The organism is Bombella pollinis, from assembly GCF_026385485.1.
In the GTDB taxonomy this organism is placed as follows: Bacteria; Pseudomonadota; Alphaproteobacteria; order Acetobacterales; family Acetobacteraceae; genus Bombella; species Bombella pollinis.
Genome location: NZ_JANIDX010000003.1, coordinates 139,824 through 155,825, shown reverse-complemented (window position 1 = coordinate 155,825; position 16,002 = coordinate 139,824). Strand labels below are relative to the sequence as shown.

The window sequence follows — 16,002 nt, the reverse complement described above, 5'->3', positions numbered from 1 at the left end:
TCCATCAAGCCGTTTGTTGGCTCAACAAACGGCGTGCTTGTGTGTACACAGCCTCTACCGTAAAGCCGAACTTCTCCATCAATTCCGCCGCAGCACCAGATTCGCCAAAGCGATTCATCGCGATAACGACACCATCTAGACCGATATAGCGGTCCCACCCAAAGGATGACGCCATCTCAACCCCAACCCGCAAGCGCACCGCAGGTGGCAATACAGCATCACGATAGGCTTTCTCTTGCGCATCGAACAGATCGAAACTCGGCATAGACACCACGCGCGCCTTAACCCCCTCAGCAGAGAGACGCTCATACACTTCTACCACCAAAGAGACCTCAGAGCCTGATGCTAACAGCAAAATCTCTGGCGTGCCTTCACAATCTGCCAAAACATACCCCCCACGCGCCACACCAGCGGCAGAGGCATAGCGGCTACGGTCCAATGTGGGGAGATTCTGGCGCGTAAGAGCAAGAGCCACCGGCCCAGAGCGATGGCCCATCGCAACACGCCAGCTCTCTACCACCTCATTAGCATCAGCAGGGCGCAGCAATGTAAGCCCCGGCATGGAGCGGAACTGGGCAAATTGCTCGATAGGCTGGTGCGTTGGCCCATCCTCCCCCACGCCGATGGAGTCATGTGTCAGCACATAAATCACAGGCAGGTGCATCAACGCGGCAAGACGCATCGCAGGCTTCATGTAATCCGAGAAAATTACAAACCCAGCGCAGAAAGGCCGCAGCCCACTTAAAGCCAGCCCGTTACAAATGGCTGCCATGGCATGTTCACGCACACCAAAATGAACATTACGCCCACCATAATGCCCGCTGCCTTCCCCTTGGTTAGAGGGTGCCTGCAAAGAGAATTCCCCTTTAATCAGGGTCCGTGTCGAAGGCGCAAGGTCCGCCGCTCCCCCCATAAGCCACGGCACATGAGTTGCCATGACATTGAGCACCTCACCAGAACTTTGGCGCGAGGCAATCCCCTTTGCATCTGTGGGATAATGGGGAAAGTTATGCTCCCACCCTTCTGGGAGCGTGCCAGCGAAAATATGCTTTAACTCCCGCCCTTCTTGCGGATATTGCACACAATAAGCCGCAAATTGCTCCTCCCACCGCGCTTGCGCCTCCGCCCCGCGCTTGCCAGAGAGGGCCTCAAAATGCTCCCTTACTCCATCTGGGACGGTAAAATGTGGGGCATCATGCGGCCAACCATAGGCCTTCTTAGCCCCTATAAGGGCCTCCATACCCAGCGGCTCACCATGGGCCGAGGCCGTCCCGGCTTTGCCCGGTGCGCCATAGCCGATGATGGTATTCAGGATAATCAAAGTCGGGCGGTCCGTCTCCTCCCGCCCTTGCTTGAGAGCCGCGCAAATAGCGGGGACGTCATTCCCATCCTCAACTTCCAGGACCTGCCAGCCATAAGCGGCAAAACGTGCAGCAACATCTTCAGTGAAGGTCACATCTGTAGAGCCTTCAATCGAGATGCGATTGCTATCATACACCCATGTCAGATTGCCTAATTTGAGATGCCCTGCAAAAGAGGCCGCCTCACTGGCTACCCCCTCCATCACATCACCATCGCCACAAAAGGCTGTGATGTGATAGCCAAACAAATCAAACCCCGGCCTGCCATAACGCGTTGCCAACCACCGCTCGGCCATCGCCATACCTACGGCACTACTGCACCCTTGGCCTAAAGGCCCTGTGGTCATCTCCACCCCTGCGGTGAGGCCATATTCTGGGTGGCCCGGCGTGCGCGCCTCAAACCGGCGAAAGTTCTTTAAATCCTCCAAGGTAAGTGCGGGACGGTCCACGACCTTTCCGTCCTCTATATCCTTCACACCAGCGAGGAAAATAGTCGCATAAAGCAGGATGGAGGCGTGCCCTCCTGAGAGGATAAATCGATCCCGCCCCGGCCAAAAGGGATCAGCCGGATTATAATACATTGTAAACTGCCAATAAGCATACATAGCCGGAGCCAGAGCCATTGCGGTACCCGGATGGCCGGATTTTGCGCGCTCTACACCATCCATCACCAATGTGCGGATCGTGTCTATGCCAAGTTGAGACAGCATACTATTCACTGATCTAACGTCCTTAAGTCAAAACATCATCCGGTCGCCTGCCATCAGCCCTGTGCCCCTTAACACAGCCCAATGACAGTCCAGACATTCTACAACTGGCCTTATACGGCAAAAGAACGCAATGCCTAACACGCAAATAAGGTTAATTTTCCCTATAATTTCATCCTCATAACAGCAGAGTGACCATTATCGTCCCTCCCTGCACATGCCTGCCGCACCGTCTCCCCCTCTTGACCTTACCGCTCACACGCAAGAGAGTAGATATACTTGTTAATCAGTCTGTTCTCCTTTTTTAAAAAGCACCCTGCCCATGTCCCAACCCACTATGTCCTTCACCCCAGAGCAAATTACCACGCTCTTTATTGATGCTGCCCGTAATGGGGAGACTGACCTTGTTACGCAATTTCTGGACGCTGGGATGCCCGCAGATTGCACCAACAACCAAGGTTATACGCCCCTCATTGTCGCAACCTATAATGAGCAGCTCGATACCGCGCGTTTGCTGCTAGAGCGCGGGGCCGACCCTAATGGCGTGGATGCAAAAGGGGCAACCGCCCTCTCCGGTGTGGCCTTTAAAGGCTTTGAACCCATTGCCCGCCTCCTCTTAGAGCATGGGGCGAAGGTGGATCATCCTAATCATGCAGGGCGGACACCTCTTATGTTCGCCATCATGTTTGGGCGGCAAGCAATGGCGCGCTTCTTGCTAGACCATGGGGCCAACCCAGACCTCCGCGATGCTGAGGGCCTCTCCGCACGCGACCTTGCCCATCGTCAAGGTCTTGGCAGCCTCTTTGAAGCAAAGGCACCAAACCCATGAGCCGCTTTTGGAACCAACGGGTCCATACCCTCAAGCCCTATATCCCCGGCGAGCAGCCACGCATGGCAAAACTGGTTAAGCTCAATACCAACGAATCCCCCTACGGCCCTTCTCCGCGCGCGCTAGAGGCTATCAAAGCCAGTGCTGATGACACGCTGCGCTTGTACCCAGACCCTACCGCCCTAGCCCTGCGTACAGCCATTGCCGCACAAGCAAATGTCCCCGTTGAGTGTATTTTTGTCGGCAATGGGTCTGATGAGGTCCTCGCTCACACATTCCGCGCCTTATTCCAAGATGATGCCCCTGTCCTCTTCAGCGATGTGACATATGGCTTCTACCCCATCTATTGCCAATTATTTGGGCTAACATACCGTACCATCCCACTACGCGATGATTTCACCATCGCGACAGAAGATTATGAGGGGCCTACGGGAGGCATCATCATTGCTAACCCTAATGCCAATACAGGCATCAGCCTGCCTTTACCGGCCATTGAATCACTTCTCCAACGCGTCTCGGAACAGGTTGTGGTGATTGATGAAGCCTATGTGGATTTCGGTGGGGAGAGTGCTATCAGCTTAATCGACCGCTATCCCAATCTTCTTGTCATTCGCACCTTCTCCAAATCATCAGGATTAGCAGGGCTGCGCGTAGGATACGCCATCGGCTCGCCCCCCTTAATTGAAGGGCTGACACGCGTGAAGGATAGCTTCAACTCCTACCCTCTCTCCCGCCCTGCCCAAGTAGGGGCGGAAGCCTCCATCCGTGATGAGGCATGGCTTAAACAAACAACAGCCCGCATCATCACCACGCGCGAGCGCATTATCACGGCTTTGCAAAAGCGTGGGATGGAAGTCCTCCCCTCCACGGCTAATTTTATTTTAGTCCATCATCCCTCTTGCTCTGCGGCGCATATCTTCACCGCCTTGCGGGAACGCGCCATCATTGTCCGCCATCAAGGTGATAGCCCACGCATCAGCGATTGGTTACGCATCACCATCGGCACAGATGAGGAGATGGATAGCCTCCTCACCGCACTTGATGACATACTCCCCCGCTAAACGCCCCCATGCAGCCTCTCCAAAGGATTATATGACGATGCCTACATCTTCTTTCACCCATGACCAGCTTTTAGACCGTCTAGCAGAAGTTGCCGTCCGCACGGGGTTAAATATTACACCCGGCCAGCAGCTTGTTATTACCGCAGGGCTGGAAGCCGTCCCGCTTATCCGGCGCATCACCACCCATGCCTATAAAGCAGGGGCCTCACTCGTCACAACGCTGTATCAGGATGATGAAACCACTCTGGCCCGTTTCCACCACGCCCGTGAGGAGAGCTTTGATACAGCTGCGGGCTGGCTGGCCAATGGCATGGCTGAAGCCTTCCGCAATGGCGCAGCCCGCATGGCCATCACCGGGGGCAACCCCACCCTTCTAAAGGGGCAAAACCCCGAGCATATCTCCCGTGCGAGCCGGGCAAGCTCCGCTGCTCATCGCCCCGCGATGGAGCTTATCACAAGCTTTGATATTAATTGGAACATCATCGCCTGTGCTACCCCCGCTTGGGCGCAGCAGGTCTTCCCCCATCTCCCAGAGGATGAAGCCCTCGCTGCCTTATGGAAAGGCATCTTCCATGCCTCCCGCGTGGATGTTGCAAACCCTGTAGCGGCTTGGGCAGAGCATAATAAAACCCTCCATGCCCGCGCTGCTATGCTCAATGACGCTCGGTTTGATGCCTTGCACTTCACCGGGCCGGGAACGGACCTTACCGTTGGCCTCGCAGATGGGCACCTCTGGACAGGTGGGGCAGAAGCTGCGGGCAATGGTGTGGTCTGCAACCCCAATATCCCAACGGAGGAAGTCTTTACGACTCCCCATTGTGCGCGGGTAGAAGGTACCGTCTCCAGCACGAAGCCGCTGTTTCATCAAGGGTCCCTCATTGATGGGATTCAGGTCCGGTTTGAGAAAGGCCGCATCGTGGAGGCCCATGCTCAAAAGGGCGAAGATGTCCTCCAACGGATTTTGGAGAGTGATGAAGGTGCGCGCCGCATTGGGGAGGTGGCCCTTGTGCCTCATTCCTCACCAATTTCCCAAAGCGGTATTCTCTACCAAAACACCCTTTTTGATGAAAATGCCGCGTGCCATATAGCCCTCGGCCAAGCCTACACAAAATGTATGATCGACCCTGAAGGCTTGAGCGAAGATGAGCTCATCGCCCGTGGGGCCAATCACTCCATGATTCATATTGATTGGATGATTGGCTCTGGCAAGATTGATATTGATGGTGTGAAAGACGGCCAGCGCGTTCCTCTCATGCGTGCAGGGGAATGGGTGTAACGTCAAGCAGGATAAACGCCCATGGCCATTACGCTCGACCCTGCCCATCTACCTAAGTTGGATGTCCTCTCCCTCGCTCAAAACGGTCTCATCCTCCGTGCTGAGCGAGAGACACCAGAAGGGAGCATCCCCTGCTTTCTCACCCGCGCAGGGTGGGAGGAGCTAATAGCGCACCATAAAACCACGCCAGAGGAAACAGAGGCACAAATTGGAGCGCGCCTCCTCCCTGCCTTAGAACGTATTTGCGCTCGCCTCCTCAGTGAAGCCGCCAAAGAGGCCGAGCAACAACATAAAGAGGACGCCACCGTCTTTACCCTCCAAACGGACCTTTTCCCAAGCTCCGCCCAGACACGCCTTGTCTTTGTTGCTGATAAAACCCATCCCGTTGCCTGCGCCTTGATTGGAACGGTCGAACACATCACTCATATATTGGCGATAACGCATAATAATGTCGGGCAGGCTTAAAGCGACTTCACGAAAATGCGATTCGTCTTCATTCACTCCCCTGATAATGGGCTATTTATGGCGAAAAGATGGCATTAAATTGACTTACAAGTAATTGAAAAATCCAATAAATAGACACAAAATAATAAGCATACCCGTTAATTATGTTCACGATATAATAATTTTACGTTAATTTAAAAATTAAATTAGATAATTCTTTTATTAATGAATGTTAAATATTTGATTTAAAACAGATACAAAAAAATTTATATCCGATATACATCATTTAAGGTTTAAATAACTGTTGAAGATACTTTCCCCTTACTTTAGGGGAAAATGTAAAATTATCGTGATTGAACATCACTTTTGCTCGAAACGAGCTAGCAACAAGCTTTCGTAAAACCTATACTTTTAGTTGTGTGATACCCCCATTAAACAATCTAGGGTTGCATTATTGGCAATAAACTCCCCATACTACAACCAGTCTAAGGGAGTTTGAATTATGCGTATTCTTATCGCTGAAAGTGACAGCATCGCTGTAGAACAGCTCATTACCGTGCTGGAACGGTTCTCTTATCAGGTTGAGCATGTCAAATCAGCTAATGAAGCTCTCGACATGTTCAAACATTACCAATACGATCTTTTCATCACCGCTTTGGACTTACCAGACCAGTCCGGTGAGGAATTGATTCGCCAGTTGCGGCGGTCCCGGCTGACGACCCCCATCATGGTTCTCTCATCCCATGCAGATGCTAAAACGAAGGTTGCCGCTTTCTCTGCTGGGGCAGATGACTACGTCACCAAGCCTTTTGATATGAGCGAGACCCAAGCGCGCATCCAAGCTTTAACACGCCGTGCCTATGGGGTGCCAGAGCCACGCCTCACCGCTGGGCCGCTGGAGCTTGACCTTGAGGGACGTATGGTAAGTGTGAATGGCCAATTCCTCAACCTTACCAGCAAGGAATACTCCATCTTAGAGCTTCTCCTCCTCCGTAAAGGGGCTGTGCTTACTAAAGATATGTTCCTAAACCATCTTTATGGCGGCATTGATGAGCCAGAAATGAAGATTATTGATGTCTTTATTTGCAAGCTCCGCCGTAAATTACAGCGGTTTGGTGTGGGCCATATGATTATCACTGTCTGGGGCCGTGGGTATATTCTGCAAGACCCCACAACAACAGCCACCCCAACACCAACCCTCACAGCTACGGCACCGCAAACAGTGGGCCATAGTAATAATGTCGCTGACCTCTGTCATGCTGGCTAACCAGCCTTGACGCTTCACTACTCCCAAGGGGGACATTCTTGTTACAGAATGTCCCCTCTTTTTTACCCTAAGCTGTTGTTAATGTACGAATATACGCACTTACACGCTCTACAACCATATCAACCAACGCCTTATCCTGCGCCTCGACCATAACGCGAATTAAAGGCTCTGTCCCACTCGCCCGCAAAAGAAGCCGCCCCTTCCCAGCAAGCTGCTCCTCCGCCCATTGCACAATCTCTTTTAAATCAGGATGCGTCATCGGGTTCACCTCCTGATACGGCACATTCTGTAAACGCTGCGGATAAGGGGTAAATAACTGACAAAGTTCACTCGCTTTTTTACCCGTCTCGACCAACGCCGCCAGCACTTGCAAGGCCGCTAACAGCCCATCACCCGTTGTCGCATAATCAGACAACACCATATGGCCAGACTGCTCCCCCCCTAGATTCCCCCCTGTTTGGCGCATCCGCTCCACAACATAGCGGTCCCCCACCGCCGTGCGGTATAAGCTTAAACCTTGCGTGGCAAGGTAAGCCTCTAGCCCCATATTGGACATCACTGTTGCGACAATTTCAGTCCCTTTTAAGCAGCCTAACCGCTGCCATAAGGTCGCAATCAGAGCCAAAATCTGGTCTCCGTCCACTATCTCGCCGCGCTCATTTACAATCAACACGCGGTCTGCATCACCATCTAACGCAATGCCGCAATCAGCCTTATGCTCACGCACCGCAGCACATAGGACTTCTGGATGGGTGGAGCCAACGCCATCATTAATATTCAGCCCATCAGGGGAAGCCCCCAAAGTAATGACCTCTGCCCCCAACTCCCACAAAGCGACCGGAGCCACACGATAAGCTGAGCCATGAGCGCAATCCAAAACAATCTTCAACCCATCCAGCCGTAGCCCACGGGGGAAGGATGATTTCACACTCTCAATATAACGCCCTGCAGCGTCATTCAGCCGAGAGGCACGACCAATCGCCGCAGGAGAGGCGAGCTGCCCACTTAAATCCTCCGCCATCAGAGCTTCAATCTCTGCCTCGACAGCATCGGAGAGCTTAAAGCCATCAGGGCCAAAAAGTTTAATGCCATTATCCGTAAACGGGTTATGCGAGGCAGAAATCATCACGCCTAAATCCGCTCGCAAAGACCGCGTTAAAAACGCAACGGCTGGCGTAGGTAAAGGCCCTAACAGCACGACATCCACCCCGGCAGATAAAAAGCCAGAGACCAAAGCACATTCAATCATATAGCCAGAAAGACGCGTATCCTTCCCCACAATAATCGTATGGCGATGTTGGCGGCCTGTCTCACTCTGGCGGCAAAAATACAAGCCAGCCGCTTGGCCTAGGGTCTGGGCGATATCTACCGTCATGGGGGCCATATTCGCCGTACCGCGAATACCATCCGTGCCGAAAAACGTCCGTTTACCTGCCATGCCCTTCCCCTTTATCGACTAAAACACCCATCGCCGCTGTGATGCCAGCCTCCCTTTTAGGACGCAAGGCCTTCCCCTAACAAAACAGGCGCATGACCTCCGCCATACGCCTGCTCTTAACCCTCTTTTTTAAAAGGAATCGTTAAGCCGGTTGTGGAGCTACCGGCCCATCATCCCCAACAGAAGCACTCACCCCTTGAATAAATGAGGGCACAGAAGGCCTACGCCCATGGAAGGACTGATTCTCCTCATCAGTACGGCCTAAAGGCTCCCCACGGATGAGACGACCAATCTCCTCACCTGTTAGAGTTTCATACTCCAACAAGGCCTGCGCAACACGGTGAAACGCCTCCATATGGGTCAGAATGATATGGCGGCATGTAGCATAGGCCTCATCCAGGATTTTGCGGACCTCCTGATCCACCTCCCGTGCTGTGATGCCAGAGAGTGTATCCTGATCAGCATAGTCCATCATGCCCAGCTTATCGCTCATACCCCATCGTGTGACCATCTGCCGAGCAATGCCTGTTGCCGACTGAATATCACCAGCCGCCCCGGCACTTACCTCATCATGCCCAAAGATAACCTCCTCACCAACGCGACCTCCCATACAAATCACAATCCTAGAGAGGCACCATTGCCGCCGGTAGGCAAGATTATCTTTCTCCGGCAAGGACTGCACCATCCCCAAAGCTTGCCCACGCGGAATGATCGTTGCTTTATGCATTGGGTCAGCACTCGGGCTATAATAACTCGCCAAAGCGTGTGCCGCCTCATGATAGGCGGTCATCTTCTTCTCTTCTTCCTCAATAACGGCAGAGCGGCGTTCTGCGCCCATCCGTACCTTATCATGCGCTTCATCAAATTGCGCCATGCTTACTGTCCGCAAGCCCAAACGTGCCGCAAATAACGCCGCCTCATTTACAAGGTTAGCCAGCTCCGCACCAGAGAAGCCAACGGTCCCACGCGCAATCACTTTTGGATTCACATCAGAGGAGAGCGGCAACTTCTTCATATGGACTTGAAGAATCTTCTCACGCCCTCTCACATCCGGGTTCGACACAACCACTTGGCGGTCAAAACGACCGGGACGCAGCAGAGCAGAATCCAAAACATCAGGGCGGTTAGTCGCAGCAATCAGGATGACGCCCTCATTACTATCAAACCCATCCATCTCCACGAGCATTTGATTCAGCGTCTGCTCACGCTCATCATTACCGCCGCCCATGCCTGCGCCGCGATGGCGGCCAACTGCGTCAATCTCATCAATAAAGATAATGCAGGGGGCGTTCTTCTTCCCTTGCTCGAACATATCGCGCACACGCGATGCCCCAACACCGACAAACATCTCCACAAAATCAGAACCGGAAATGCTGAAGAAAGGCACATTCGCCTCCCCCGCAACGGCGCGGGCGAGCAAGGTCTTACCGGTACCGGGCGGGCCAACCAACAACACCCCTTTGGGAATCTTCCCCCCCAGCCGGGTATATTTATGCGGGTCCTTTAGGAAGTCGACAATCTCGACCAGTTCCTCTTTAGCTTCTTCAATCCCAGCAACATCGGCAAAAGTCACACGGCTCTTTTTCTCGACCATCATCTTAGCGCGCGATTTACCAAAGCTCATCGCCCCACGCCCACCGGCACCGCCATTTTGCATCTGACGAAACAACATAAAGCCTAAGCCGAGCAAAAGCAGAATCGGCAGATACGCCATGATATAACGCCAGCCCGAATTATCATCACTCTGCGATGGATGAGCCGTCACCTGCACACCAGCAGAGGTAAGACGCGGGACGAGCATCGGGTCCTCTGGGGCGTATGTCTCAAAAGATGTCCCATTCGTCAGTACACCAGAAATATTCTGGTCCTGAATGGTCACCGAGCGCACCTCATGGCCTTCCACGTCATGCACAAAATCGGAATAAGCAATTTTTTGAGTCACCTGATGACTACCGGGCTGGAATGCTGCCAGCACACCGATGGCTGCCAAAACGATGACCACCCAAATCGCAACATTACGGCCAATGTTGTTCATCTATTTTCATACCCCATTAAATAGGCCATGCAGTTTCACCCCACACGACTCTCTCTAGTCCCCTCAAGATAGGTATTTCTGCCTCGGTTCCTACCCCTTACAACGTAGAAAGGGGACAAAAGACGCTCTTTTTTGCATTTATGTAAGAGATTTCATCTTTACATAGCCTCTATTCAGCGTAGCCACTCTGCCAATCACGCTCACCCGTAACAGGGATTCCCCCCTCCCATACAAAAGCCACACGGGGGACATCAGAGCGCAAACCACGCATAGCCTCTGGCACAGCCACAAGCTCCTCCCCACGCCATAAAGCCGGCAGACTCGGTAAGATGCAGGCAGGCACATCACGCCCCTCACGCCATCGCGTAGCCTGCATGCCTAAAGCAGCAATCACTACATCAGAATATTCCGGCCCGTAATATCGCCATCGCCCATCCCACCATTGCCCTGTATAAGCGGGCATAGCCCCTGCAAGATTGCGTGCCTCACGGTACAACATCCAACCTCGCTCCTGCCCTTTTAACGGGGTAAGACAAGCCCGCCCTAACGCCCCATGCCCAGCACGGCGCAAAGCAGCCACAGCATGCCGCGTAGGAGCATAATCCTGCCCCCCAATGAGCCGAATCAATCGGCCCATCACCTCATCACATAAAGCGGCAAAGCGCGTTTCATCCAGCCCATCATCTATAAAGATATGCGGCCTCTCATGCGCTGTTTGAATCAGAAAAGGAGCCAGCTTTAGCCATCCTTCTGGCTGCCACGCCACCCCATGAGCAAGGAAGCGCGCTACCCATGCGTCATCCTCTTGCTGGGCTATACACGCCTTTTGTTGCAGCTCCCTCATCATACGCCGCTGCGCTGAGGTTATATCTTGCCGCACTTGAACACGGCGAAACCGGCGATTTTGATTAGACGGGTCCTCGCACCAGGCCACACCAGCTTGCTGCAATGTGGCGCGTAAACGCTCTGGCCTGACCCCCAATAATGGCCGTGCCACTATAATCCGCCCACGCGCAGCACGATGGGCCATACCCGCTAGCCCTCGCGTACCGCTGCCACGCTCATGCCGCATCCAGAGTGTTTCTTCTTGGTCAGCCTCATGATGGGCAACCAAAAGAACCGTTGCTCCAGCGTCCACGCATGCTGCCTCCAAAGCAGCAAAACGCCCCTCACGTGCGCGTTGCTGTAGCCCCCCCGCAGCCAACGGCCCTAATGTTAATAACCGCGCGGGAATATCCAACGCCACTAAACGCTCACATGTTAAACGGGCCTCCGCTGCGGACTCTTCACGCAACGCATGGTCCACCACTAACGCAAGAACATGCCGCCGCCATCGCCGCGCTAAAAGGGCAAGGGCCATGGAATCCCCTCCGCCCGATACCGCAATACAAACCGGATGCCCTGCCTCATCAGGCCCTATAGGCTCCACCAACGCCATCAAAGCGCGAAACTCGACCTCTGTAAGCGGCTCTGCCTCCCCAGCCTGTATGAGATGAGGGGGCGATGTCCCTACCCCCGCCTTAATGGCAAGATGCTCTCTCACGGAAGATTTTTTCAGACGCCTTTACCCGTGCAGATGCATTGGGGAACTCTTTATGTAACCGCTGCAATGCCTCGCAGGAGGCCGCTTTATTGCCTAACGCCAACATAGAGGCCGAAACCCCAAGCAGTGATTCCGGCGCGCGGGGAGAGGTCGGTGTACGGCTATAAATATCATAATATGTTAAAGCCGCATTTTTATAAGCTTTCTGCCCCGCTAGAGATTGCGCGAGCAAGAACTGAGCTTCTGTTTTGCTCCACCCCGTTTTACCCTCTTTAATAGCCTGACGGGCCTGCTCCTCAGCCTCTTTGTAATTATGTGCTTTCAAAGCAGCTCGCCCCGCTTGTAAGGCATCTGCCCCATTATGAGGCACAACCGCCGCAGAGGCAGCAGAAGGCGCATCACCCACTACCGCTGGGGTTGCATGGCTCTCCGCCGCATGTGGGGTAGCCGCAGCATGATGGCCATTCTCCAAAGCAAATTGCATATCACCAAGCTGCTTATTCACTGTCGCTTCATCTTGATGGAGTTGATTGCTCATCTGCTCCATCTGCCCGTGCATCTCCCGCACTTGGCCTTCCAACGCCGTGACGCGCTCAAGCAGCGTGGTCACCAGGTCGCTGCTGCCCCTTTGATGCGATGACGCCGCAGCACGGGTTGTCTCCTCGCGCCCCTCTGATGTGCTAGGAGCGGGTGAAGGCAATGTCTCTGGCTCGGCAGTGCTGGCACCGCTATCGCTTAGGTCATCAAGAGCTTCCCCGCCCTCATCCGCATTATGCTCATGTTGTTGAGCAAGAGCTTGATGTTGCTTCATGATCGCCTCGCGCGAGAGGGAATCATCCGCCCATGCCACCGAAGCTACTGCGTAAGATAGCAGGGCAAGCCCCCCTAACCCCCGCATCACCGCACATGTCATGCTTGTCATAGTCTCAGCAGAATGACGCATAATCTCTTTAACTCCCCACCGATGAGCCATCATTACATATAAAATCGGACCGGTCTCTCCAACCGGCCCGATTTCTCCCCATAAGGGGCATCAACCCCCTAACTACTCTTAGCGGACAGAGGTAATCGCGTTACGATTTTGTGCCCATGCATCTGGTGTATCACCATCAGCTGTTGGGCGGTCCTTACCATACGAAATGGTCATGATGCGTGTTGGAGCAACACCCTTGGCCTCCAAATATTCACGCGCCGCATTGGCACGACGCTGCCCCAGAGCAATATTATATTCCTCTGTCCCGCGATCATCACAATTCCCTGCGATGAGAATATTCACCTGCGGATAACGAGCCAACCACTCAGCCTGCTTATCCAATGTTGCGCGAGCATCGCCATCAAGCTGATTCTTATTCAGCTCGAAATAGATGCGATCCCCTGCTGTGGCAACAAGGTCACCCTCACTGCCCGGTGTGGGACCCTGATTATATTGCTGTTGGGATACGTTCTGGCCATTGCCATCACCGTTATCATCTCTATGGCCACCACTACATGCAGCCAAAGCGCAAACCATGCCTAAAGCGGCAATCTTTGTAATTTTCATAACCATTCCTCCAAAATAATCTCCCCCTATATGAGGGAGCCTTCCCCCGCCCGCACTGCGCGAACAAGAAAAACCGAAATACCCCTTACCGCCGTAAAGGAGACCAAGCCGGGTCTGACGCGCCCGTTGTGGTGGGGATGCTATGCTCGTTAAACCCAGCAACATCAATCACCTCAATGGTAGAGGTAAAACCAGATCCCCCCGTTCCAGCGGCATTTTGACGGCAGAAGGCCAAAGCCCGGCCATTAGGCGCAAAACTGGGACTCTCCACCGTGAAGCCTTCTGTCAAGGTCCGCTCACCAACACCATCTGGGCCCATCAACCCTAGGGAGAATCCACCATGACCAATGCGCGTAAAGGCAATTTGATCCCCCCGTGGTGACCATACGGGGGAGCCATAATGCCCATTCCCGTAAGAAATCCGCCGTACATTCCCCCCATCGGCACTCATAACGTAAAGCTGGGGTGAACCACCACGATCGGAGTTGAAGACAATGCTCCGCCCATCAGGGCTAAAGCACGGGCTGGTATCAATCACACCTGGGGTACCTGTCAGCTTACGCCGATGTTGCGTAGCAAGGTCAATGAGATACAAATCCGCCCCGCCATCACGCGTTGTGGCTGAGAGGATAATGCTCCGCCCATCAGGGGAGAAGCGCGGCGCAAAAGAGATACCCTCAAATGTGCCAAGAATCGTCTGCTGCCCGCTATTGAGGTCATAGACATAAACGCGTGGGCGATTATTGGCATAGGAGAGGAACGCAAGCTTCTCGCTAATTGGACTAAAGCGTGGCTCCAACGTCAACCAGCTGCCATTGGTCAGCATATGCGCGTTCGCCCCATCTTGGTCCATAATCGCAAGACGGGTTGTTTGATGCCGCCGCGGGCCTGTCCGCGCGATATAGGCAATCCGCGTATCGAAATACCCGTCCTCACCTAATAACCGCTTGTAAATCTCATCAGCGATGATGTGAGCAATCCGCCGCCAGTTGCTTTGAGAGGCCGTATAAGCACGGCCTGTCATCTGCTGGCCTGCCAATACATCCCACAAGCGCATCTCGACCCTTACATTGTCCGCCCCTGTTGCGCTCCCCGCTACAGCAACGCGCGCGCCACGGGCTTTCAACGCATGAAAATCTGGCTGGCGAGAGGCGGGAACATCACCACCTAATACCTCAAACAACCCTGTGCTGCTAAGGTCTGCGGTAATCACGCTAGAAATCTGATCCCCTAGCCCCGCCCCAAAATTAGGCACCACGATAGGAATCGGTGCCTGATGAGCATTGGCTACAGTAATCTCTGCCGGAGCCGCCTCACCACTGGCATAAGCACGCCCCCCTAAAAGGCCCAGCGGCGTAGCCAAAACACCCCCCGCAGCCACCCCGCCCATAAGGGACCGGCGGGAAAGATGTTTCTGAAGAAAACCAGCTTCAGCATCGGAAAAAAATGACATGACCTACCTCAGATAAATCCAGCCTTAGGGCTTAAAAAGGAAGCGAAACTGCCGCACCTGCCCCAAAAGTCGCTTAGGTACAGGCAAGCGGGAACATACAGGGCTCAACACCGCATCACGCGCGCGCTCAGCCTGAACACGATAAGCCGGGTCCGCCGCCATGCGGGCGCGCGTCTCTGGCAGGAAGGTCACCATACGTGCCTCACCTGTTGCATCGACAGTGACCATCATACGCGCTGAGAAGCTCTGATAATTCCGCGCTAATGTATCTTCTTGATAACAACGCTGCACGGAAGAACCAATGGCATTCTGCTCCCCGCTTGTCAGGGCGGCCGTATCACCATCAACACGCCCACCCCCGTGAGGAGACCCCCCTTGTGCCGGGTTAGGATGCGCTTTAGGCGGCTGCTCCTGCTTTGCTTGGCTACGGAACTCATCCAGCGTGGCCAACAAAGAGCGACTATCAGCTTGCGTTTTCTTCGCCTCATGCGCCTGCTCCGTATGGGAGGGCTGCGCCTTAGTCGGCGGCCTCTCCACCACACGCTCTGGGGCCTTCACCTGCGCCTGCTTACGCGCGGGCACTGGCTGAGGCTTAGGCGTATCACTCACCTCGCCCTTCTCCTGCACGGGAGCCTTTTGCTGCACGGGCGTCTTAGCAGCCACCTGCGCGGGCTCCGGCTCAGCTTGAGCAGGGGGAGGTGGTGGCGGGGCAGGCGGTGGAGGCTCAACAGGCTGTGGCTTTGCAGGCTCTGGCGCGGGGGGAGCTTTCGTCTCTACCGGCGCAGGAGGAGCAGGCACATCGGCTTTCTGCATCGCTTTTGCCGCAGCATGAGGGCCGCCTGTACTCTCATAGACCATAGCAACCGTCTGCTCTGGCTGCGGCTCCGGTGGTAATGGCTGAGGGTGCCACAGTAAAAGGACCAACAACCCACCATGCAGCAAAAGCGAGACCACTACCCCGCCTGTCACCAAGCTGGAAGGCTCTCGCCCCAACCGCGGATAAGGCGGTGGAGCCTCATCAAAAGGTGAAGATGAGGAGAAACTCACA

At 54.1% G+C, this 16,002-nt stretch carries 13 protein-coding genes; 5 read left to right on the top strand and 8 right to left on the bottom strand.

Going from position 1 to position 16,002, the window contains the following annotated elements; all coding sequences use genetic code 11:
• Nucleotides 1–4 precede the first annotated feature (4 nt).
• A complete protein-coding gene (tkt, locus tag NQF89_RS04100) occupies nt 5–2,071 on the bottom strand; it encodes a transketolase (RefSeq protein ID WP_266137628.1) in 2,067 nt (688 codons plus the stop codon).
• 319 nt (nt 2,072–2,390) lie between these two features.
• Here tkt and NQF89_RS04095 point away from each other — a divergent pair, with 319 nt between their 5' ends.
• From NQF89_RS04095 to NQF89_RS04075, 5 genes are all read left to right on the top strand, one after another.
• Complete coding sequence (locus NQF89_RS04095) at nt 2,391–2,897, top strand: ankyrin repeat domain-containing protein (protein ID WP_155579112.1); 507 nt, start codon at nt 2,391–2,393, stop codon at nt 2,895–2,897.
• Nucleotides 2,894–3,958 (top strand): histidinol-phosphate transaminase, encoded by a 1,065-nt coding sequence (hisC, locus tag NQF89_RS04090; RefSeq protein WP_266137573.1) that lies wholly within the window; start codon nt 2,894–2,896, stop codon nt 3,956–3,958. The genes NQF89_RS04095 and hisC overlap by 4 nt, the downstream gene beginning before the upstream one ends.
• A gap of 37 nt (nt 3,959–3,995) precedes the next feature.
• Nucleotides 3,996–5,234, top strand: a complete 1,239-nt coding sequence (locus tag NQF89_RS04085; RefSeq protein WP_266137572.1) for an aminopeptidase — start codon at nt 3,996–3,998, stop codon at nt 5,232–5,234.
• Between the two features lie 21 nt (nt 5,235–5,255).
• Nucleotides 5,256–5,699, top strand: coding sequence for a hypothetical protein (locus NQF89_RS04080; RefSeq protein ID WP_266137571.1), 444 nt, complete (start codon nt 5,256–5,258; stop codon nt 5,697–5,699).
• Nucleotides 5,700–6,180: 481 nt separating this feature from the next.
• On the top strand, nt 6,181–6,945 hold the full coding sequence (locus tag NQF89_RS04075; RefSeq protein WP_155572847.1) for a response regulator transcription factor: 765 nt from the start codon (nt 6,181–6,183) through the stop codon (nt 6,943–6,945).
• 67 nt (nt 6,946–7,012) lie between these two features.
• Here the strand turns inward: NQF89_RS04075 and glmM are convergent, their stop codons facing one another.
• The 7 genes from glmM to NQF89_RS04040 all read right to left on the bottom strand — a co-directional run bounded on the left by glmM (nt 7,013) and on the right by NQF89_RS04040 (nt 15,947).
• On the bottom strand, nt 7,013–8,383 hold the full coding sequence (glmM, locus tag NQF89_RS04070) for a phosphoglucosamine mutase (RefSeq protein WP_266137570.1): 1,371 nt from the start codon (nt 8,381–8,383) through the stop codon (nt 7,013–7,015).
• Nucleotides 8,384–8,525: 142 nt separating this feature from the next.
• Complete coding sequence (gene ftsH, locus NQF89_RS04065) at nt 8,526–10,418, bottom strand: ATP-dependent zinc metalloprotease FtsH (protein ID WP_266137569.1); 1,893 nt, start codon at nt 10,416–10,418, stop codon at nt 8,526–8,528.
• 169 nt (nt 10,419–10,587) lie between these two features.
• Nucleotides 10,588–11,961, bottom strand: a complete 1,374-nt coding sequence (gene tilS, locus NQF89_RS04060) for a tRNA lysidine(34) synthetase TilS (protein ID WP_266137568.1) — start codon at nt 11,959–11,961, stop codon at nt 10,588–10,590.
• Nucleotides 11,939–12,904: a tetratricopeptide repeat protein gene (locus tag NQF89_RS04055; RefSeq protein ID WP_196424572.1), complete on the bottom strand. Its 966-nt coding sequence runs from the start codon at nt 12,902–12,904 to the stop codon at nt 11,939–11,941. Before NQF89_RS04055 ends, tilS begins: the two co-directional genes overlap by 23 nt.
• A 108-nt stretch (nt 12,905–13,012) precedes the next feature.
• Entirely contained in the window at nt 13,013–13,501 is a 489-nt protein-coding gene (gene pal / locus NQF89_RS04050) for a peptidoglycan-associated lipoprotein Pal (protein ID WP_266137567.1), read from the bottom strand.
• Nucleotides 13,502–13,586: 85 nt separating this feature from the next.
• Complete coding sequence (gene tolB, locus NQF89_RS04045; protein WP_266137566.1) at nt 13,587–14,954, bottom strand: Tol-Pal system beta propeller repeat protein TolB; 1,368 nt, start codon at nt 14,952–14,954, stop codon at nt 13,587–13,589.
• 24 nt (nt 14,955–14,978) lie between these two features.
• Nucleotides 14,979–15,947 (bottom strand): energy transducer TonB, encoded by a 969-nt coding sequence (locus NQF89_RS04040; RefSeq protein ID WP_155573471.1) that lies wholly within the window; start codon nt 15,945–15,947, stop codon nt 14,979–14,981.
• Nucleotides 15,948–16,002 lie beyond the last annotated feature (55 nt).